Below are 19,143 nucleotides of genomic sequence, written 5' to 3'. Positions count from 1 at the left end.
AAAAGGATGCTGATTACATTTGGCATACTTTTTATTTTATTTTTTTTGCTTGTAATTAGACTATCTTATATAATGATAGTTCAATCCGAACAATTGACAAAGATTGCTAAAGAACAGTGGACAAGCGAAGTTAAAATTGACGCAAGAAGAGGAAGAATTTTAGATAGATATGGTCATGAGCTTGCTATAAGTGCAAATGTTTATAGAGTTGATTTAGACATGAATACTATAAGACAATATTTACAAGAAAATAATATAACTAATGAAGTCATAGCTCCTAAATTAGCTAGTGCTCTTAATATGAAAAATGAAGATGTGCTTGCAATATTAAATAAAACTCTGCCTAATGGCTTGCCTATGGCCTCTGCAAGTTTGGCTAGAAGAATTGAGAAGACAGAAGCTGATAAGGTTAAGGATTTAAATATTAGGGGAGTTCTAGTTTCCTCAGATACTAAAAGATATTATCCAGATGGAAATTTTTTATCTCATGTTTTGGGCTTTGTAAGAAAAGACGGTGTTGGTCTAACAGGTGTGGAATTAAGTTATGATAAACAACTTTCTGGCACTCCTGGTAGAATAATATCTGAAAATGATAATAAGAGTAAGGGACAGCCCAATGTTATTTCAGAGTTTACTAAACCAGTTGATGGTAAGGATGTAGTGTTAACAATAGATAATATGATTCAAAGCTTTCTTGAAAAGGCTGCTTCTCAAGCTTTGAATGATAACAAGGCAAAGGCAGTCACTATAATTGCCATGAACCCTAATAATGGAGAAATTTTAGGACTTGTAAATAAGCCTGATTATGATCCTAATAATCCTTGGGTAGAAGGAAAAACACAAGATGAGCTTCAGCAAATGTGGAGAGACAGAGCGGTAAATGATACCTTTGAGCCAGGTTCTATATTTAAGGTTATTACTGCTTATGGTGCTATGGAAGAAGGCTTAGTTAAAGAAACAGATCATTTTTTATGCGGCGGCAGCACTAAAGTGGCAAACAGAATAATTCATTGCTGGAAGAGGACTGGTCACGGTGATGAAACTTTTGTGGATATATTAAAAAATTCCTGTAATGTTGGCTTTATGGAGCTTGGAAGAAGACTTGGTAAGGTTAATTTAAATAAATACATAACTAAATTTGGATTTGGACAAAAAACCGGTATTGATCTCTCGGGCGAAGCTAAGGGTATAATAAGAAAAACAGAAAAAATGACTGAAGTTGATGTGGCTACTGAATCCTTTGGCCAAAGTAATACCGTTTCATCAATTCAGTATATACAGGCTTTTAATGCTATAGCAAACGGTGGAAAATTAATCACGCCACACGTAATGCAGGAAGTTGTCCATTTTCAAAATGGAGATAAAAAAATAGTTGATGAAACCTATAATAAATATAATGAAAGAAGTATATTAAAGGAAGATGTTGCCAATACTTTAAGGGGATATCTTGAAAAGGTTGTATCAGAAGGCGGCGCAAAAAATTCTTTTATACCAGGCTATCATATTGCAGGTAAAACTGGTACAGCTCAAAAGGTAAGCAGTGTTACAAAAAGTTATGAACCTGGTAAATATATATCTTCCTATGCTGGAATGGCTCCAGCAGATAAACCAACTATAACATTATTTGTTTCTATAGATGAGCCTGATCCATCAAATTACTATGCAGGTCAAATTGCAGCACCAGTGGCTAAACAGATATTTAATGATATATTTAACTATTTAGGAACAACTGCAGACGCATCTAAAGAAGAAATTGCAAGAAGTATGCAAAAGGACGTAATTATTCCTGAAATAAGGGGTATGAAAAAAGAAGATGCTATTAAATTACTTAAAGCTCAAAAAATAATTTATGATATAGATACGAAGGGTGAATACATAGTAGAAATGAGCCCGAAACCAGGTTTTAACATTAAAGAAGGAGATAAAATTGTACTTTACACTGGTAGTTTAGATAACTATAATAAAGTAGTAGTAATGCCGAACCTTATTGGACTTTCCAAAGAAAAAGCCACTTCTATTCTGAAAGGTTTAGGATTAGAAGCAGAATTTACTGGAGAAGGTTTAGTTTCTAGCCAAAGTATTACAGCAGGGGAACAAGTTAATAAAGGTACAAAACTTCTCATAGAATTAGAGATTTTAGATGATTAAAAATAGGGGCATGCATATATTACGACAAAAAAGTAGTAAATGCATGCCAATATTGTGTAAACAAACAAGTTAGGAGAGTGTTATGATGCAACTTAAAGATTTACTTCGCGGTATAAAATATAGCATAATTAAGGGCAATTCTGACATAAATATTAACAAAGTAGAATATGACAGCAGAAAGGTTAATGAAGGAGATGTATTTTTTTGTATTACTGGGTTTAAGGTAGATGGTCATGATTTTGCTTTAGGCGCAGTTAAAAATGGGGCTGCTGTAATAGTATGTGAAAGAGAGATTATGATAGAAGGACTTTCAGGATATACAGTAGTTAAAGTTGAAGATAGTAGAGAGGCTTTAGCTGTTGCTTCATCTAATTTTTATGGTGAACCCTCAAAAAAGTTAAGGATGATTGGGATTACTGGTACTAATGGGAAGACTACATCTACCTTTATGATGAAGGCTATTTTAGAGGAAGCTGGTTACAAGGTAGGATTAATCGGTACTGTTGCAAATTATATTGGAGATACAAAGTTAGCTTCACATAGAACAACTCCTGAATCCTTAGAATTACATAAATTTTTAAAGGAAATGGTTGAAAATGATGTTACTTATTGCGTAATGGAGGTTTCCTCACATTCACTTGCCTTAAGCAGAGTTTATGGAATAGAATTTTCTGTAGGTATTTTTACAAATCTAACACAAGATCACTTAGATTTTCATAAAACCTTTGATAATTACTACAATTCAAAGCTAATTCTTTTCAAGAACAGTAGAGTTTCTATCATTAATTATGATGATGATTATGGGTTAAGAATAATTAAAGATATTTCATCACCTAAAATTACATATGGACTGAATAATTCCTGTACAGTAACTGCAGGTAATATTAATATGCGTTCTAATGGAACTGATTTTCTTATGAAATATAAGGATAAGGATATAAATGTAAGCTTAAATATACCGGGGAGATATAATATATATAATGCTTTGGGAAGCGCAGCTGCTTGTCTATACTCTGGAGTGTCGCTGCTCGATGTAAAAAAAGGTTTAGACAGGGTGTTTGTACCTGGAAGATGTGAAATAGTGTCTAAAAACTATAATTTAGATTTTGAGATAATTATTGATTATGCACATTCTCCGGACGGTTTGGAGAATATTCTGGAAACAGCAAGAGAATTCACCGATAACAGGTTGATTGCAGTATTTGGCTGCGGTGGTGATAGAGATAAGACAAAGAGAGCAATCATGGGTAATATTGCAAGTGAGCTTAGCGATATCGCAATAGTTACATCTGACAATCCTAGATCCGAAGAACCCTTAAGCATTATTAAGGAAATACTTACTGGTATTAAAAAAGATAACTATGAAACAATTGAAAATAGAAAAGATGCTATAAAAAGAGCAATTGAAATTGCTAGAAAAGGTGACGTAGTTGTTGTGGCTGGAAAAGGACATGAAGATTATCAAGAACTTAAAGATAAAAAAATACATTTTGATGAGAGAGAAGTTATTGCTGAAGTAATAAAGGAGCTGTTTTAAATGGACAAAATAACTTTAATAGAAATATTAAATGCAACTAAAGGTGAAGTTATTAAGGAAGGAAAAGAAGTTCCTTATGAAGCAGTAAGTATTGATACTAGGACTATAGGAGAGAACAGTATTTTTATAGCTTTAAAGGGTGCAAATTTTAATGGAAATACCTTTTTAAGGGAGGCTAGCAATAAAGGGGCTAGAGTTTGTATAATAGATGAACTTTGCGATGAACTTATTAGTGTCAATAATAATACCTTTGTTATTAAAGTAGAGGATGGAAAACAGGCTCTTTTAGATCTCGCTAAATATTATAGAAGAAAACTAAAAATAAAGGTTATAGGTATAACAGGATCTACAGGTAAGACTTCTACAAAGGATCTAGTTGCGGGTGCCTTAAGTTCAAAATATAATGTCTTTAAAACTAAGGGCAACTTTAATAATGAAATAGGACTGCCGTTAATGATCTTTAATATTACTAACGAATACGATATTGCAGTTCTAGAAATGGGTATGAGTGACTTTGGAGAAATACATAATTTAACTGATGTTGCAAGACCAGATATAGCAATAATAACAAATATTGGAGTATCTCATTTGGAATATTTAAAAACAAGGGAGAATATTTTAAAAGCAAAGCTTGAAATTACAGACTACTTTGATGACCATAATATTTTAATAATAAATAATGATAACGACTTATTAAAAACCATAACATCTGAAAGCTTTAATATAGTTAAGACTGGAATGGAAGAAAACACCGATGATTTTTATGTTGAGCATTACAAGCTTCATGAAGATATGGTTAACTTTGTGGTAAATGAAAATAATGAAAATAAGGCTTATGAATTTAATATTAATATAATTGGCAGGCATAATATATCAAATGCACTATTAGCAATAGCTTGCGGCAGAAAGTTAGGGTTAAGCTATGATGATTTACAAGAAGGCTTTAGGAAGATAGAGTTTACTTCTATGAGATTAGATATAATAAAAGGAAAAAAATTCACCTTAATAGATGATAGCTATAATGCAAGTCCTGACTCTATGAAAGCAGCCATAGATGTCCTTGAAAGCTTAGAAGGCAAAAGAAAGATTGCTGTTCTTGGTACCATGAAGGAATTAGGCAATGAGGCTTTCAATCTCCATAAGGAAGTTGGAGAATATGCAAAATTAAAAAATATTAATTTACTTCTCTGTACCGGAGAATTTGAAGAGGCCTATAAAAAAGGTTTTATGTCAGATAGTAAAATAATTAATTTTTCAGGTAATGAAGAAGTTTGTAAATACTTAGAAAGTAATATTTTGCAAGGAGATTGTGTTTTGGTAAAAGCATCTAGATCCATGAAATTCGAAAATATAGTTTATAAACTAAAGATCATTAATTGCTAAAGAGGAGATAAGAAATGTATAGAATTGTGTATGCTGTTTTATTAGCATTTGTAATAGCTTTAATTTTAGGCCCAATATTAATACCTATTTTACATAGGTTGAAATTTGGACAAAATATTAGAGAGGAAGGACCTGAAAGCCATTTAAAGAAAGCAGGCACTCCAACATTAGGAGGACTTATTTTTATGATTTCCTCCCTTATTACTATGGTTATTCTAATTAGAAGACCAAGTGATGAAGCAATGATTGCCCTATATGCCTTTATAGCATTTGGCTTTATTGGTGCTCTTGATGATGGCTTAAAAATACTTCATAAAAATAACTTGGGTCTTAGGGCTCTACAAAAAATGATTTTACTATTAGTAGTATCAGGAATATTGGCATTCTATGCTGCTACAAATACTGAGATAAATATTGGAACAACTATTATAGTTCCCTTTCTTCAAAAGACATGGAATCTTGGTAAGTGGTATGTACCTTTTATCGTTTTTTACTATGTTGCTACAACCAATGCCGTTAATTTAACTGATGGATTAGATGGTCTTGCAACTTCTATAACCCTGCTTGTTATGACCTTCTTTGCCTTGGTAAGCTTTGGTCAAGGTCATTATACACTAGCTATTTTTTGTGGTGTAGTAGCTGGCTCCTTACTAGGGTTTTTAAGGTATAATGCCTTTCCTGCTCAAGTTTTTATGGGTGATACTGGTTCCCTTGCTCTTGGTGGAGCTGTGGCAACTGTAGCGTTAATACTAAAGATGCCATTATTGGTTATAATAGTAGGTGGAGTATATTTATTGGAAGCATTATCCGTAATTCTTCAAGTTTCTTCCTTTAAGCTTACAAAAAAAAGAATTTTCAAAATGGCGCCTATTCATCATCATTTTGAACTTAGCGGCTGGCATGAAACGAAAATTGTTTCCATATTCTCCATTATTACTGTAATATTATGTCTTATTGCATTTTTATCCTTACCAGCAATTATCTAGGAGGATACGCTTAGTATGAAAAAATCCAAAGTAAAAATGGGATCCATAGATTTTATACTTTTTTCTACCATTATGATACTGGTTGCAGTAGGTGTAGTAATGGTATTTAGTGCAAGTTCCTATAGTGCCTTTTTTAATCCTGTTTATAGGGATAGTATGTATTTTCTAAAAAAACAAGGTATATCTGCAATAATAGGGGCTGTGGCAATGTTTTTTATGATAAAAATTGATTATCATAAAATAAAAAAATTTACAAAGTATATTATGCTTGTTACCCTAATTCTTTTAGGAGCAGTATATGCATTTGACCCAGTTAACGGTGCTCAAAGATGGATTCCTATTCCGGTTTTTAGCCTGCAGCCCTCTGAAATAGCTAAGTATGTTATAGTCATTTATATGGCTAAAAGTATTGAACTCAAGGGTGAAAAAATAAAGAGTTTTATATATGGAATACTTCCATATCTTTTAGTATCAGGATTATATGCTGCAATTATTCTATTTGAACCTAACTTAAGTATAGCAACAGTAATTATGCTTGTAACATTAATAATGCTTTTTGTGGGTGGAGCAAGATGGCTTCATTTCACCGAACTTATAGGAATGGTTGTAGCTCTTGGTATAGGGGGAATCTTGCTAGAGCCCTTTAGAGTTGCAAGAGTATTAAATTTTCTTGATCCATGGAAGGACCCAAAGGGTAAAGGGTATCAGCTAATACAATCACTATTAGCCTTGGGTTCAGGAGGAATTACTGGAGTTACACTTGGAAAGTCAAGACAAAAGTGTTACTACATACCAGAACCGCATAATGATTTTATTTTTGCAATCATAGGTGAAGAGCTTGGATTAATAGGATGTACAGTAGTAATAATCTTATTTTTAGTACTTATTTGGAGAGGTATTAGAACTGCCATGAGGGCAAAAGATACATATGGTACCTTATTAGCTGTTGGAATAACATCAGTAATTGCAATTCAAGCAATAATTAACATAGCCGTAGTAACAGGTTCCATGCCTGTAACTGGAGTCCCGCTGCCCTTTATTAGTTATGGTGGATCTTCTTTATTATTTAATTTAATGGCCATGGGTGTTTTGCTGAATATTTCTAGACAATGTTCCACTTAAGCATTGCATTTGCAATGCTTTTTATATGCAGCTAAAATATATAAAAAATTAATAAAACTGATAAACTTTGTTGTAATATAAACATAATAATTGATGAACTTAAGTAAATTTAGTGGTATTATATAATATATGAAGCTTTAGATTAAATTTTTATAAGGTGTGGATGCTGGTGAAAAATACTTTAGCAGTAGATAATGAACTTATTAGAAAAAGAAGAAAAAAAAGAACTATAAAAAGATCTTTGATAATATTTTTATTATTGATATCTACTTTAGTTATTTTATGCTTAAAGCTGCCCTACTTTAATGTTGAAAGTATTAACGTGGTTAACAATAAAATAATAAACAGTGAGGAGATTATTTCTTCTAGTAAGATTGATTTCGGTATTAATATTTTTACATTAAATACTAAAAAAATCGTAACTAATGTATTAAGTAATCCGTATATATTAAAGGCGGATGTTATTAGAAAATTTCCAAGTACTATACTAATTTCAGTAGAGGAAAGAGAAGCAGCTTTTTATATTGAAGATAATAACAAATTTATTATTCTTGATAAAAACGGTGTAATTTTAGAAAGCAAGGATAATGTTAATAATATGAATTTAACTAAATTAGTAGGACTTGATGTTAGTAATTTTACAATTGGTAAGGTAATTCCAAAAGTAGACAATCGTAAATTAGACTTAATAAGCCTTATGACTGATTTAATATCCCTAAACAAAACTAATAAAAGTGGAATCAATATTACTTCTGTGAATATTGCTGATGTTCATAACGTCCAGGTTCTCTGTGGTAATATGCTCCTTAAATTAGGAAATATAGATATTAAGGATAAATTAAATTTAGCCTTCAATATTCTTGTAAATAATAATTTGATACATGCCAAGGGATATGTAGATGTAAGTTTTGATAGTAGTCCTGTGGTATACATAGAGAAGTAGGATGGGTCCTTTATGGACTTTAGCGGGTAATTAACCAGTGGAACGGGTAAGAGAAGACAATCCATGTTCCAATGAAAAGGAGGACGTTTATGAAAAAAAAGTATACAGCACAAATATCTGTTGCATTAGTATGCTGCATTTTGGGCTTTATGCTTGCTTATCAGTTTAGAATATTAAATAAGCAGAGCAACATTCAAAATACAACTCAAAGCAACACTGATTTGACTGTTCAAATAGAACAATTAAATAAGCAAAAGGATGAGCTTCAGAAGAATATTAATGATTTGCAAGCTAAGATAAAGGTATACGAAGATACTGCAGCAAATAGAACTCAAGATTCTCAAACGCTACTTAAAGATCTAGAAAATTCTAGAATGCTTGCAGGTGTAACTGATGTACAGGGGCAAGGAGTTGTTTTATATTTAAATCCGAATACTACTGGTCTTGGAACTGATTTAACCGCAGACAGAATTACTGATAAACATTTAGTTTATGTTGTAAATGAACTTCTAGCAGCTGGGGCAGAGGCTATTTCTATTAATGATATAAGGCTCACACCAAGAAGCGGAATTAGAAGTGCAAGTAATTATATATTAGTAAATGAAGAAAGAATATCCCCGTTGGAAAGAATTACTATTAAGGCTATAGGAGACAAGAATTTGTTAGCAGGTGCATTGGCTTTTCCTGGGGTACTCTCAGAATTTAATTCTGTAGCAACTTATAAATATGAAAAACAAGACAATATAATTATAAGTAAAAACAAATATACTAAAAGTATGAAATTTGATTTTGCAAAGCCTGTTAAACAGTAATGAGGTGAATTAAATGATAGCAGTAATTGGTTTATTATTAGGTGTTTTAATCGGAATATTTTGGAATATTAATATTCCGGATAAATTTTCTCCATATATGTCGGTAGCTATACTAGCATGTTTAGATTCAGTATTTGGAGCACTTCGAGCTTTACTTTCAAAAAATTTTAGAGCTGATGTGTTTATTTCCGGATTTTTTGGAAATGCTGTCTTAGCTGCAGGACTTGCCTATTTAGGTGATAAATTAAATGTTCCCATTTACTTAGCGGCGGTTATTGTATTTGGAGGAAGAATATTTGATAATTTTGCAATTATTAGAAGACAAATGCTTGAAAAAGCGAAATCACATAATGAGGTGGTTAAATGAAGAATAATGAGGCATCATTATTTATCTTCATAGCTTGCATTATTGTTGGAATACTAATATCCTTAAATATTAATTTTAACAGGACTAATAATAGAGTTTTCTTAAGTACAAAACAATATCAAGATGCAAACGAAACAAAAAACAAGTTAATTGGTGAAGTAAGTGATTTAGATAAACAATATCTAACACTAAATGCTAAACTATCTAAATACAAGTCTGCGGGAAAGGATCAGGAACCTGTTATTTCATCCATAGAAAATGAATTAGATCAGAACAAAATGGAAATAGGTGAAGAGGATGTTCAGGGTGAAGGCATTATTATAACCTTGAAGGATATAAGCAATGAATCCTATTATAATATCGAAGACCCTCAATTAATAGATAAAATTATTCATAATTATGATTTGAATTATGTTATTAATGACTTAAGAAATGCTGGGGCTGAAGCTATATCTATTAACGGTCAAAGAGTTACTGATAGGACTTCTGTATATTGTGATGGAACTTTAATTGCAGTTAATGGAGTTAAAATAACTACACCATTTTATATTAATGCTATTGGAGACAAAGATGTTTTAAAAAATTACATGCTATCAGATGATAATAGTTATTTAAAGTATATGATGGGCAGAACTATATCGGTTAATATAGAACAATCCATGGATGTTAAAATTCAAGCTGCATCTTTTGATATTACTAAGGACTTTTTAAGCAGCGCTATATCAAAATAATTATTAAAATAATTTGTTAATGTTATGAAAAATAAATATGTATTTGAACTTTTATTTTAATTAAAATGCAAAATATTTGAAGGATTTTTGTATTTTATGGAGAATAGTATAATATAATAATATCTAAAATATACAAGTGCTTACTAAGGGAGACGATATTTTGTCTATTGAGGAAAATATAAATATAATTAAGCAGGATTTAGCTAAAGATACTACATTAATAGCTGTATCAAAGACTAAGCCTTTTGAAGCTATAATAGAAGCATATAAAAGTGGATGCAGAGACTTTGGAGAAAATAAGGTGCAGGAACTTGCTCAGAAAATTGATACACTTCCTAAAGATATAAAATGGCACCTTATAGGCCACTTGCAAAGAAATAAAGTTAAGTATATTGTCGGAAAAGTGCATTTGATTCACTCCTTAGATAGCATAAAGTTGTTAGAAGAAATAGAAAGACTATATTCTAGTAAGGACTGCTTGGCTAATACCTTAATTCAAATTAATATCGGAAGAGAGAATTCGAAAACCGGAATATTAATAGAAGATTTGGAAGAACTTTTAAAAAAGTGTGAGCTATGTAATAATGTTAAGGTAAAGGGGCTTATGGCTGTTATACCAATTGGGTCTGAGGAAAAATGCAGAGATTATTTTAGAGAAATGAAAACCATTTGGGATCAATTAAGAAATAGAAACTTTAGAAATATTTCTATGGAGTATTTATCCATGGGAATGACACATGACTATAAAATTGCAGTTGAGGAAGGCTCTAACATGGTAAGAGTTGGGACTGGAATTTTTGGAGAGAGAAATTATACAATTGGGGGTAATTAAAATGTGTGCAAAAATGATAAATAAAATGATGGGATTTTTAGGATTAGAAGAAGATGTTGAATTAGATGAAAGAGATGAAAGAGAAGAAGAACTTGAAGAAAATACTATTAGTGAGGTAGAACCTATATTTAGTACTTCAAAAAAGGCAGGAAACAGCAAAGTTGTAAATATCCATACTGCTGCTTCTGCAAAAGTTGTAATAATTAAACCAAATGATTATGATGAAGCAGCGAATATATGTGATAATTTAAAAAATAGAAAAATTGTTGTTGTTAACACAACAGCTTTAGAAGCAAAAATTGCACAGAGACTTTTAGACTTCATTGGCGGTGCATGCTACGCTCTTAGCGGTGAACTTCAGCAGGTTGAAAAAGGAGTATATATTCTTTCTCCTTCTAACGTAGAGGTTTCAAATGATTTGAAAAGCGAACTTACTAGCAAGGGACTCTTAAATTGGACTAAATAATATTGGAGGAAATTATGCTTAATACTATACAGACTGCACTAAATTATCTGTTTACTTTACTTGAATATGCAATATTCATAGATGTAATCCTATCTTGGGTTTATAGAGGTAGAGGAAACACTTTAATTGATATACTACATATCTTTACAGAACCCTTTATGGCACCTGCTAGAAAAATTCATGACAGGCTGATACCTTCAACAATGTTGGATTTTTCTCCCATAATAGCTTATTTTATGATAGCAGTACTCAGATATATAGTAAATGCTCTATTTGGGATTTTTGTGTAATGGACAAAAAGATATTTATTAATTCTATAAATTTTGAAGATAAAAATCTTCTGTCAAATTTATATAATAAAATTAACCTAGCAGAGAAAATCAATAAAATTATTTATTCCAATGAATTTTTACCTCCAAGTGTATGGAAAGCAATCCTTAATATGAAGAGCAGTTTTCATGTGGAAATGGATACATGTGGGATTTTTGAAGACTCAGAAAGAAAATTAATGGCCTTTTCCAAAGCAGCAATAGAAACTGCCGATTATCCTGTTGAACTTATTAAAATTATTAATAAATCAAAATTTAGAACACTTGAACATAAGGATTATTTGGGTGCACTTATGGCACTAGGGATTAAAAGAGAAAAATTTGGTGATATGATATTGTCAGAAAACTGTATTTTTACTGCTGCTTGTGCGGATATTAGTGAATACATAAATCAAAACTTGTCTTATGTTGGAAAGTGCCCTTGTGAAATAGAGATTATTAAGGATATTAATGATATAAGCTTAACTCATAATAGTAAAGATGTTTTGATAAAAATTACATCTTTAAGGCTCGACTGTGTTGTAAGTTCCATTTGCGGCATTTCCAGAGCTAAAGCGGCTTTAATCATAGATTCAGGTAAGGTCCTACTAAATTATGCTGAATTAAGAGAAAAAGATAAGAATGTTGAAGCTCAAGATATTTTAACTATTAGAGGCTATGGTAAGTATAAAATTCTTGAAATCCAAGGTACTACACAAAAGGGGAAATTAAAACTTTCAATAAAAAAATACATATAAGAGGTGGATAAAGTGAAAATTACTCCTATGGATATATCAAATAAGGAATTTAAAAAAGTAATAAGGGGATACTCTTCTGAAGAAGTTGACGAATTTCTAGATAATATAGCAGAAGATTATGAGGCACTATACAAGGAAAATTCATCTTTAAAGGAAAAAATGCTTGGCTTAAATGAAAAAATTGAACACTATGCTAAAATGGAAACTACTATCCAAAACACTTTATTATTAGCACAAAACGCAGCAGAACAGTCAAAACAAACTGCTCAAAAGGAAGCAGATATTATTATTAGAAGTGCAAATGAAACTTCTCAAAGAATTTTAGATAAAGCACACAATGATGTGTTAAAAGTAAATGATGATTATGAAGGAATAAAGCAGGAATTCATAAAGTTCAGAACAAAGTTTAAAAACTTTATGAATACTCAAATAGAAATGTTTGAGAGTTTAGAAAAGGATGTAGTTAAAAATTATAGTATTGGATCTGTTTCTGAAGATTATATTATAGAAAAAGAAATTCAGACTGAAACTACTTCAGAAAATGATAACGATGATTTTAGAGTGAAAGATATAGAAGATGAAGACTTTAAAGATGATAATTTAAATGAAATTAAAAGTTTTTTTGTAAAATCAGAGTAGCATGAATCTCACTCCTAAGAGTGAGATTTTCTATTTTGATTAAAGGAGGGCTAATATGCAGCTAGTTAGTGGAAATTCATATAATATTTGCTTGTCAAATAGTTTTGAAGAATTTGGTTTAGTTGTGAAGGAATACGTAAGTACCAAAGATAAAATTTTTGTTGTAACTGATGATAAGATTGCTGCTATATATGTAACACTATTAAAGGATTTAAAGAGTAGATACAACTGCCAAGTGATAGTAATAAAAAATGGAGAAGGAAATAAAAATTACGATACTATAAGCCATATATATGAATTTTTAATAGAGGGCAATGCTGACAGACAAAGCTTTATTATGGCTTTAGGAGGTGGAGTTGTAGGAGACTTAGCTGGTTTTGCAGCTGCAACCTTCATGAGAGGAATTAGGTTTATAAATATTCCAACTTCCCTAATTTCTCAAGTGGATAGTTCAGTTGGCGGAAAGGTTGGTTATAATTTTTTAAATTTAAAAAATTCCATAGGATGCTTTTACGAACCAGCTTTTGTATATATTGCAACTGATTTCTTAACTACCTTAAATAAAGAAGAAATACTAAATGGAATGGGTGAAGTAATTAAATATGGACTAATAAAAGATGTGGAATTGTTCCAGTATATTGAGAACAATATTGATAGAGTCTTGAAGCTAGATAATAGAACTATGATGCATATTATATATACCTGTCTTAATATAAAAACAAAGGTAGTAAAAGAAGATTTTGAAGATAAGAATAAAAGAAACATTTTGAATTTTGGCCATACTGTTGGACACGGTCTAGAAATCACTTCAGAATATGAGGTGAATCATGGTACTGCTGTATCATTAGGAATGCTACCGGCTATAAAACTTTCAGAAAAGATATTAGGTTTACCTAAAACAGTATATACTAGAGTTCTAAATTTATATAGTAAATTTGGGATAAGTGATAGGTATAAAGTTGACAATTACAGCAGCTTTTTGTATGCTATAAAACATGATAAGAAAAATTTTAACAACTTAAATTTTGTATTATTAAGGAATATTGGACAAAGCGAAATAAAAATAAATGTAAGTGAAGACGAATTAAAATGGGCTTTAGATAGCAGTATTTGTAAGGAGAATTAGGATGAGTATAGGTATAATCGGAGCAATGGATGAAGAAGTTGCTAAGCTTATTAATGAAATAAATCTAAAAAGAAAAGAAATTAAGGCAAATATGGAATTCTACTGCGGAAACCTTTGGAAGCAAGAAGTCGTAGTAGTTAGAAGTGGTATTGGCAAGGTCAATTCCGCTATATGTGCGCAAGTTTTAATTGATGATTTCAATGTGGACTGTGTAATAAATGTAGGAATAGCAGGAGGGATTGGATTTGATATAAAGCCTGGGGATGTGGTTATTGCTGATAATTTAATTCAACATGACATTGATACTACAGCATTTGGAGATAAAATAGGGCAGGTTCCGAGGCTTGATACCTATGATTTTAAATGTTCAGAAGAGCTTGTAAGTAAGGCAAAGAAAGGCTCAATGGAGCTTATTCAAATAAATAGCTTTATTGGAAGAATAGTTACAGGAGACCAGTTTATTGCGGATGTAAATAAAATTAAATGGCTTAAGGAGGAGTTTGGAGCTCTAGCCTGTGAAATGGAAGGCGGAAGTATTGCACAGGTATGCTATTTAAACAATGTTCCATTTGTAGTTATTAGATCTATTTCAGATAATGCAAATACTGGAGCTCATATTGATTATGAAAAATTTAAAGATATTGCTGTTGAAAATTCCACAACGATTTTAAAAAGTATGCTTAAGAATATGTAGGTGATTAGTAAATGAGAAATCTATTAGTAGATAAAAAAAGTGGGGATGATATTAAGGTTAAGGTTAGGGATTTAAAATTCGGTGGTACAGAAAAAATAATTATATCAGGTCCTTGCTCTGTTGAAAATTATGATTTAATGCTGAAAATAGCAATTGAGCTTAAAAAGATTGGAGTTCAAATGCTTAGGGGAGGAGCGTTTAAACCAAGAACCTCACCCTATGATTTTCAGGGCTTGCAATTCGAAGGTTTAAAAATCTTGAAAGCAGTTTCAAGAGAAACTCAAATGCCTGTAGTAACTGAAATAATGGACCCTAGGGATGTAGAAATGTCCATGGATTTTACCGATATGATTCAAGTAGGCTCAAGAAACATGTATAATTACAGTCTTCTTAAGGAACTTGGAAAAGTTAATGTGCCAATACTACTTAAACGAGGAATGAGTGCAACCTTGTCAGAATGGCTGAAAGCAGCTGAATACATAGTTTCTGGCGGAAATGAAAATGTAGTTTTGTGTGAAAGAGGAATAAGAACATTTGAAAGCTACACTAGGAATACTTTAGATTTAAATAGTGTAGCAGCTATAAAGAAAAAGTGCAGATTGCCAGTAATTGTTGACCCTAGTCATGGAACAGGACTAAGAGAACTTGTACCAAATATGTCTTTAGCATCTATAGCTGCAGGTGCTGATGGTTTAATAATTGAAAGTCACATAAGTCCAGAAAATTCTCTATCTGATTCTAGGCAGACTATATCTATTGAAGCACTAGGCAACATTATTTCAGGAGTTAAAAAGCTGGAAGGTATATTTTATGAAGATAAAGCTTAAAAAAAAGGATAGGTCAATAAATAAGGTTTTTAACCTTATTGGGGATAAATCCATAGCTCATAGATCACTAATTATTGGGGCCTTGGGAAAAGGAGAATATACAATTAAGAATTTTCCAAGTAACCTAGATTGCTTATCAACACTAACATGCATGGAAAGTCTTGGTGTTAAGATAAAAATCCAAAAGGGTGATATTATAATTAATTCCCCTGGCTTTGAAAACTTTAATAAAGATGCAGGAGTATTAGATGCTGGTAACTCGGGGACAACAGCAAGACTATTATCTGGACTTCTTGCAGGTTCTAACTTAAATGGAACTATTTATGGTGATGATTCCTTAAGAAAACGACCAATGGATAGGATAATTGAGCCATTAAGGCAAATGGGAGCTGAAATAAATACCAATAATAATCTATTACCTTTAAGTTTTATGAGGGGTAAAAAATTAATAGGAATAGAATATAGTATGCCTATTGTATCAGCTCAAGTAAAATCTTGTTTATTAATTGCAGGTTTCTTAAGTGAAGGAAAAACTACAATTATAGAAAAGAAATGCTCTAGAGACCATACTGAGCGTATGTTTAAAGCTTTAGGCAGTAATATTGAGGTAAACAATTTAAGAATAAGCATTAGTAATTCGAATCTTAAAGTTAAGAATATGGTAATTCCCGGTGACATATCTTCTGCGGCCTTTGTAATAGGCTGTGCTCTTATGCATGAAGATTGTAATATTAAAATTGAAAATGTATTATTAAATGAGAGAAGAAAAAAATACCTAGATATACTTATAAAAATGAATGCTAATATTGAGTATAAGGTAATTAAAACAGAAAATTATGAAGAAGTTGGATATATAATTGCTAAAAGCAGCAGCTTGAAAGGGACAGTCATTGAAGAGGATGAGGTACCTAATATTATCGATGAAATACCAATTCTAGCTGTTTTATCCTGTTTTGCTGAGGGAAGAACAATCTTTAATGGAATATCGGAACTAAAATATAAGGAAAGTAATAGAATTAAGTCCATTGTAGAAAATTTACTTGAATGCGGGATAGAGGTAAACTACAATGATAACTATATGGAGATTACAGGTAATAACGGGTATTTAAATAAAGATATTTATATTAATCCTTATAATGATCATAGGATTGCCATGGCATTTACTGCCTTAGGCGGTAAAAACTATAGATCTACCATAATAAATAATTGGGAATGTACACACATTTCTTTTCCAAACTTTATAAGTATCCTTAGTGAATTTTTTAATGTTCAAACTTAAAAAGTAATAAAATCACCTGATTATGAGAAAATATATAAAGATACAAAATATAGTTAGGTGGGTGGTATTATGAATAAAGATAGGTTAAAGTTTTTTAGAAATAGGCTGCTTAAGGAAAAAGAAGATGTTTTAGAGTTTATTAAACAAATGGAAGGCAATGAGACCTTTAACTCAAGTGAAGAGTTCTCAAGTGAATTATCTGAACTCTCAATATATGATAATCATCCCTCAGACGTGGCAACAGAGCTTTATGATGCAGAAAAAGGGAGGGCACTCAAGGAACATGAAATAAGTTTAATAGGTAAAATAGAGGATTCACTTAGAAGTGTAGAAAATGGTTCCTATGGTATATGTAAAATGTGCGGAAGAGAAATTTCTGAAGAAAGGCTTGAATTTATACCTTACACAGAATTTTGTGTTTCCTGCCAAGAGAAAAATGCAAACCTAAAGCCTAGGGAAAAAAATAATAGGGCAATTGAAGAAGATGTTTTAGGCAAACCCTTTGGATATGGTTTTAATGATTTTGATGAAACATATAATCAGGTTGGTTATGATGCTGAGGACAGCTATCAGGACGTTCAAAGTAACGAATGGAGAGAGAACGTAGATTACGAGTATATGAATGATGATCAGGATTTTGTTGAACCAATTGAAAAGGTAAGTAATGATCAATACAAAAGTCAACTTCCAGATTAATATTTATGAAAGGTTGAGATGGGGATGGAAATTTTAATTATTGTTTTAGGTCTATTATTAGACAGAATAACTAAGCTTTGGGCTTTAAAAAGTCTATACATAAATGGGGATGTGGTAATTATAAAAAATATTTTTGCCTTTTCCTATTTAGAAAATAGAGGTGCTGCTTTTGGTATCTTTCAAAATAAAGTACAGCTGCTATCAATTGTTACAAGTATAGTGGTTTTAGCTATGATCTTTTATTTAGTTAAATATAAGCCGAAGTCTAGGTTTTTAAGAATTAGTATGGCAATGATTATTACAGGAGCAATTGGTAATTTAATTGATAGATTTGTGTATAAGTTTGTGGTGGACTTTATATTGGTTCATTATAAAACTGTATATTATTTTCCTACCTTTAATGTGGCAGACATGTTTGTGGTTATTGGAACCTGTCTACTAGCATTAAGTATAATAAGGGATGAAGTATAATGGAAGAAAAGCAATTTGTTGTGGATGAAACTTCAAGCGGTATGAGGCTAGATGTATATTTAGCAAATATGCTTAAAGAAAAATCTAGGTCTTATATTCAAAATTTAATAGAAGAAAACAGTGTATTAGTAAATAATAGACTTAAGAAAAGTAACTATAAAATAAACAGCGAAGATACAATTTTAATTAATATACCGGATCCTATAGAACTATCTATTAAGCCTCAGAACATTCCCCTTGACATTTTATACGAGGATAGTGATTTAATAGTTGTGAACAAACCTAAAGGAATGGTAGTTCACCCTGCAGCAGGTGTTTATGAAAATACTCTTGTTAATGCATTATTAGGCCACTGCAGAGACCTTTCTGGAATAAATGGAGTATCTAGACCTGGGATTGTTCACAGAATTGATAAGGATACTTCAGGTGTTTTAGTTGTTGCAAAAAATGACTATGCACATAATAAATTGGCTCTGCAGCTTAAGGATCACAGTATGAATAGAGTATATCTTGCTTTAGTAGAAGGCATTATAAAGGAAGAGGAAGGAACTATTGATGAACCCCTAGGTAGGCATTCTATAGAAAGGGTTAAAATTGCTATAGTTAAAGATGGCAGAAGAGCCGTTACTCATTATAGGGCTATTGAAAGGTACAAAAATAATACCTTAATTGAATGTAAATTAGAGACAGGAAGGACACATCAAATTCGTGTACATATGGCATATAAGGGTCATCCAATTGTAGGTGATCCTGTTTATGGTTATAAAAAACAAAGATTTAATTTAGAGGGTCAGCTGCTACATGCAAAGCTTTTAGGCTTTATTCATCCTAGAACTGAGAAATATGTAGAATTTTGCACTGAACCACCGGAGGACTTTAAAAAAGTTATCAATATCTTAAAAAATGAATTGAAATAAGAAATAATATGTGATATTATATTTCCAATGAATAAATATTCCTTTAAGTGATCCTGTGAGATCATAAGGCGCATATTGTAATAGCTTATTATGTTATTATA

General features: G+C 31.3%; 21 protein-coding genes. All 21 read left to right on the top strand.

Features of this window, described 5'->3' with window-relative positions; translation table 11 throughout:
• Positions 1-6: 6 nt before the first annotated feature.
• The 21 genes from ACJDUG_RS07175 to ACJDUG_RS07075 all read left to right on the top strand — a co-directional run bounded on the left by ACJDUG_RS07175 (position 7) and on the right by ACJDUG_RS07075 (position 19,042).
• A complete protein-coding gene (locus ACJDUG_RS07175; protein ID WP_406769381.1) occupies positions 7-2,148 on the top strand; it encodes a stage V sporulation protein D in 2,142 nt (713 codons plus the stop codon).
• A gap of 85 nt (positions 2,149-2,233) precedes the next feature.
• Complete coding sequence (locus tag ACJDUG_RS07170; protein ID WP_406769380.1) at positions 2,234-3,685, top strand: UDP-N-acetylmuramoyl-L-alanyl-D-glutamate--2,6-diaminopimelate ligase; 1,452 nt, start codon at positions 2,234-2,236, stop codon at positions 3,683-3,685.
• On the top strand, positions 3,686-5,068 hold the full coding sequence (locus ACJDUG_RS07165) for a UDP-N-acetylmuramoyl-tripeptide--D-alanyl-D-alanine ligase (RefSeq protein ID WP_406769209.1): 1,383 nt from the start codon (positions 3,686-3,688) through the stop codon (positions 5,066-5,068).
• A 14-nt stretch (positions 5,069-5,082) separates the two neighbouring features.
• Positions 5,083-6,054 (top strand): phospho-N-acetylmuramoyl-pentapeptide-transferase, encoded by a 972-nt coding sequence (gene mraY / locus ACJDUG_RS07160; RefSeq protein WP_406769208.1) that lies wholly within the window; start codon positions 5,083-5,085, stop codon positions 6,052-6,054.
• A 15-nt stretch (positions 6,055-6,069) separates the two neighbouring features.
• Positions 6,070-7,176: a stage V sporulation protein E gene (gene spoVE, locus ACJDUG_RS07155; RefSeq protein WP_406769207.1), complete on the top strand. Its 1,107-nt coding sequence runs from the start codon at positions 6,070-6,072 to the stop codon at positions 7,174-7,176.
• 169 nt (positions 7,177-7,345) lie between these two features.
• Complete coding sequence (locus ACJDUG_RS07150; RefSeq protein ID WP_406769206.1) at positions 7,346-8,119, top strand: cell division protein FtsQ/DivIB; 774 nt, start codon at positions 7,346-7,348, stop codon at positions 8,117-8,119.
• A gap of 89 nt (positions 8,120-8,208) precedes the next feature.
• Positions 8,209-8,931, top strand: coding sequence for a DUF881 domain-containing protein (locus tag ACJDUG_RS07145; RefSeq protein WP_406769205.1), 723 nt, complete (start codon positions 8,209-8,211; stop codon positions 8,929-8,931).
• A 13-nt stretch (positions 8,932-8,944) separates the two neighbouring features.
• Positions 8,945-9,298 carry a small basic family protein gene (locus tag ACJDUG_RS07140; protein WP_406766234.1) on the top strand — a complete coding sequence of 118 codons (354 nt, stop codon included), beginning with the start codon at positions 8,945-8,947 and terminating at the stop codon, positions 9,296-9,298.
• Positions 9,295-10,029 (top strand): DUF881 domain-containing protein, encoded by a 735-nt coding sequence (locus ACJDUG_RS07135; protein WP_406769204.1) that lies wholly within the window; start codon positions 9,295-9,297, stop codon positions 10,027-10,029. Before ACJDUG_RS07140 ends, ACJDUG_RS07135 begins: the two co-directional genes overlap by 4 nt.
• A gap of 160 nt (positions 10,030-10,189) precedes the next feature.
• The gene (locus ACJDUG_RS07130; RefSeq protein ID WP_406769203.1) at positions 10,190-10,861 is read left to right on the top strand and encodes a YggS family pyridoxal phosphate-dependent enzyme; all 672 of its coding nucleotides are present in this window, start codon (positions 10,190-10,192) and stop codon (positions 10,859-10,861) included.
• A 1-nt stretch (position 10,862) separates the two neighbouring features.
• Positions 10,863-11,327: a cell division protein SepF gene (locus ACJDUG_RS07125; RefSeq protein ID WP_406769202.1), complete on the top strand. Its 465-nt coding sequence runs from the start codon at positions 10,863-10,865 to the stop codon at positions 11,325-11,327.
• A 14-nt stretch (positions 11,328-11,341) separates the two neighbouring features.
• Positions 11,342-11,617: a YggT family protein gene (locus ACJDUG_RS07120; protein ID WP_406769201.1), complete on the top strand. Its 276-nt coding sequence runs from the start codon at positions 11,342-11,344 to the stop codon at positions 11,615-11,617.
• Positions 11,617-12,393: a YlmH family RNA-binding protein gene (locus ACJDUG_RS07115; protein WP_406769200.1), complete on the top strand. Its 777-nt coding sequence runs from the start codon at positions 11,617-11,619 to the stop codon at positions 12,391-12,393. The genes ACJDUG_RS07120 and ACJDUG_RS07115 overlap by 1 nt, the downstream gene beginning before the upstream one ends.
• 12 nt (positions 12,394-12,405) lie before the next feature.
• Positions 12,406-13,032, top strand: a complete 627-nt coding sequence (locus ACJDUG_RS07110) for a DivIVA domain-containing protein (protein ID WP_406769199.1) — start codon at positions 12,406-12,408, stop codon at positions 13,030-13,032.
• 55 nt (positions 13,033-13,087) lie between these two features.
• The gene (aroB, locus tag ACJDUG_RS07105) at positions 13,088-14,158 is read left to right on the top strand and encodes a 3-dehydroquinate synthase (protein WP_406769198.1); all 1,071 of its coding nucleotides are present in this window, start codon (positions 13,088-13,090) and stop codon (positions 14,156-14,158) included.
• A gap of 1 nt (position 14,159) precedes the next feature.
• The gene (locus ACJDUG_RS07100) at positions 14,160-14,852 is read left to right on the top strand and encodes a 5'-methylthioadenosine/adenosylhomocysteine nucleosidase (RefSeq protein ID WP_406769197.1); all 693 of its coding nucleotides are present in this window, start codon (positions 14,160-14,162) and stop codon (positions 14,850-14,852) included.
• Positions 14,853-14,863: 11 nt separating this feature from the next.
• Entirely contained in the window at positions 14,864-15,679 is an 816-nt protein-coding gene (gene aroF / locus ACJDUG_RS07095; RefSeq protein ID WP_406769196.1) for a 3-deoxy-7-phosphoheptulonate synthase, read from the top strand.
• Positions 15,663-16,958 carry a 3-phosphoshikimate 1-carboxyvinyltransferase gene (aroA, locus tag ACJDUG_RS07090; protein ID WP_406769195.1) on the top strand — a complete coding sequence of 432 codons (1,296 nt, stop codon included), beginning with the start codon at positions 15,663-15,665 and terminating at the stop codon, positions 16,956-16,958. The genes aroF and aroA overlap by 17 nt, the downstream gene beginning before the upstream one ends.
• Before the next feature lie 69 nt (positions 16,959-17,027).
• Positions 17,028-17,654: a TraR/DksA C4-type zinc finger protein gene (locus tag ACJDUG_RS07085; RefSeq protein WP_406769194.1), complete on the top strand. Its 627-nt coding sequence runs from the start codon at positions 17,028-17,030 to the stop codon at positions 17,652-17,654.
• 24 nt (positions 17,655-17,678) lie between these two features.
• On the top strand, positions 17,679-18,125 hold the full coding sequence (gene lspA, locus ACJDUG_RS07080; RefSeq protein ID WP_406769193.1) for a signal peptidase II: 447 nt from the start codon (positions 17,679-17,681) through the stop codon (positions 18,123-18,125).
• Positions 18,125-19,042, top strand: a complete 918-nt coding sequence (locus ACJDUG_RS07075) for an RluA family pseudouridine synthase (protein WP_406769192.1) — start codon at positions 18,125-18,127, stop codon at positions 19,040-19,042. Before lspA ends, ACJDUG_RS07075 begins: the two co-directional genes overlap by 1 nt.
• Positions 19,043-19,143: the final 101 nt, after the last annotated feature.

Origin of the sequence: Candidatus Clostridium stratigraminis, from assembly GCF_045310675.1 — a bacterium.
GTDB classification, from domain to species: domain Bacteria; phylum Bacillota; class Clostridia; order Clostridiales; family Clostridiaceae; genus Clostridium_AT; species Clostridium_AT stratigraminis.
This window is presented reverse-complemented; position numbering and strand designations above follow the sequence as displayed.

Excerpts from the sequence above, each read along its gene's own strand:
- ACJDUG_RS07085 (WP_406769194.1), top strand. The coding sequence starts at position 17,028 with ATGAATAAAGATAGGTTAAAGTTTTTTAGAAATAGGCTGCTTAAGGAA.
- ACJDUG_RS07075 (WP_406769192.1), top strand. The coding sequence starts at position 18,125 with ATGGAAGAAAAGCAATTTGTTGTGGATGAAACTTCAAGCGGTATGAGG.
- ACJDUG_RS07170 (WP_406769380.1), top strand. The coding sequence starts at position 2,234 with ATGCAACTTAAAGATTTACTTCGCGGTATAAAATATAGCATAATTAAG.
- ACJDUG_RS07140 (WP_406766234.1), top strand. The coding sequence starts at position 8,945 with ATGATAGCAGTAATTGGTTTATTATTAGGTGTTTTAATCGGAATATTT.
- ACJDUG_RS07115 (WP_406769200.1), top strand. The coding sequence starts at position 11,617 with ATGGACAAAAAGATATTTATTAATTCTATAAATTTTGAAGATAAAAAT.
- mraY (WP_406769208.1), top strand. The coding sequence starts at position 5,083 with ATGTATAGAATTGTGTATGCTGTTTTATTAGCATTTGTAATAGCTTTA.
- ACJDUG_RS07120 (WP_406769201.1), top strand. The coding sequence starts at position 11,342 with ATGCTTAATACTATACAGACTGCACTAAATTATCTGTTTACTTTACTT.
- aroB (WP_406769198.1), top strand. The coding sequence starts at position 13,088 with ATGCAGCTAGTTAGTGGAAATTCATATAATATTTGCTTGTCAAATAGT.
- ACJDUG_RS07125 (WP_406769202.1), top strand. The coding sequence starts at position 10,863 with ATGTGTGCAAAAATGATAAATAAAATGATGGGATTTTTAGGATTAGAA.
- ACJDUG_RS07100 (WP_406769197.1), top strand. The coding sequence starts at position 14,160 with ATGAGTATAGGTATAATCGGAGCAATGGATGAAGAAGTTGCTAAGCTT.
- ACJDUG_RS07135 (WP_406769204.1), top strand. The coding sequence starts at position 9,295 with ATGAAGAATAATGAGGCATCATTATTTATCTTCATAGCTTGCATTATT.
- ACJDUG_RS07145 (WP_406769205.1), top strand. The coding sequence starts at position 8,209 with ATGAAAAAAAAGTATACAGCACAAATATCTGTTGCATTAGTATGCTGC.
- spoVE (WP_406769207.1), top strand. The coding sequence starts at position 6,070 with ATGAAAAAATCCAAAGTAAAAATGGGATCCATAGATTTTATACTTTTT.
- aroA (WP_406769195.1), top strand. The coding sequence starts at position 15,663 with ATGAAGATAAAGCTTAAAAAAAAGGATAGGTCAATAAATAAGGTTTTT.
- ACJDUG_RS07175 (WP_406769381.1), top strand. The coding sequence starts at position 7 with ATGCTGATTACATTTGGCATACTTTTTATTTTATTTTTTTTGCTTGTA.
- lspA (WP_406769193.1), top strand. The coding sequence starts at position 17,679 with ATGGAAATTTTAATTATTGTTTTAGGTCTATTATTAGACAGAATAACT.
- ACJDUG_RS07165 (WP_406769209.1), top strand. The coding sequence starts at position 3,686 with ATGGACAAAATAACTTTAATAGAAATATTAAATGCAACTAAAGGTGAA.
- aroF (WP_406769196.1), top strand. The coding sequence starts at position 14,864 with ATGAGAAATCTATTAGTAGATAAAAAAAGTGGGGATGATATTAAGGTT.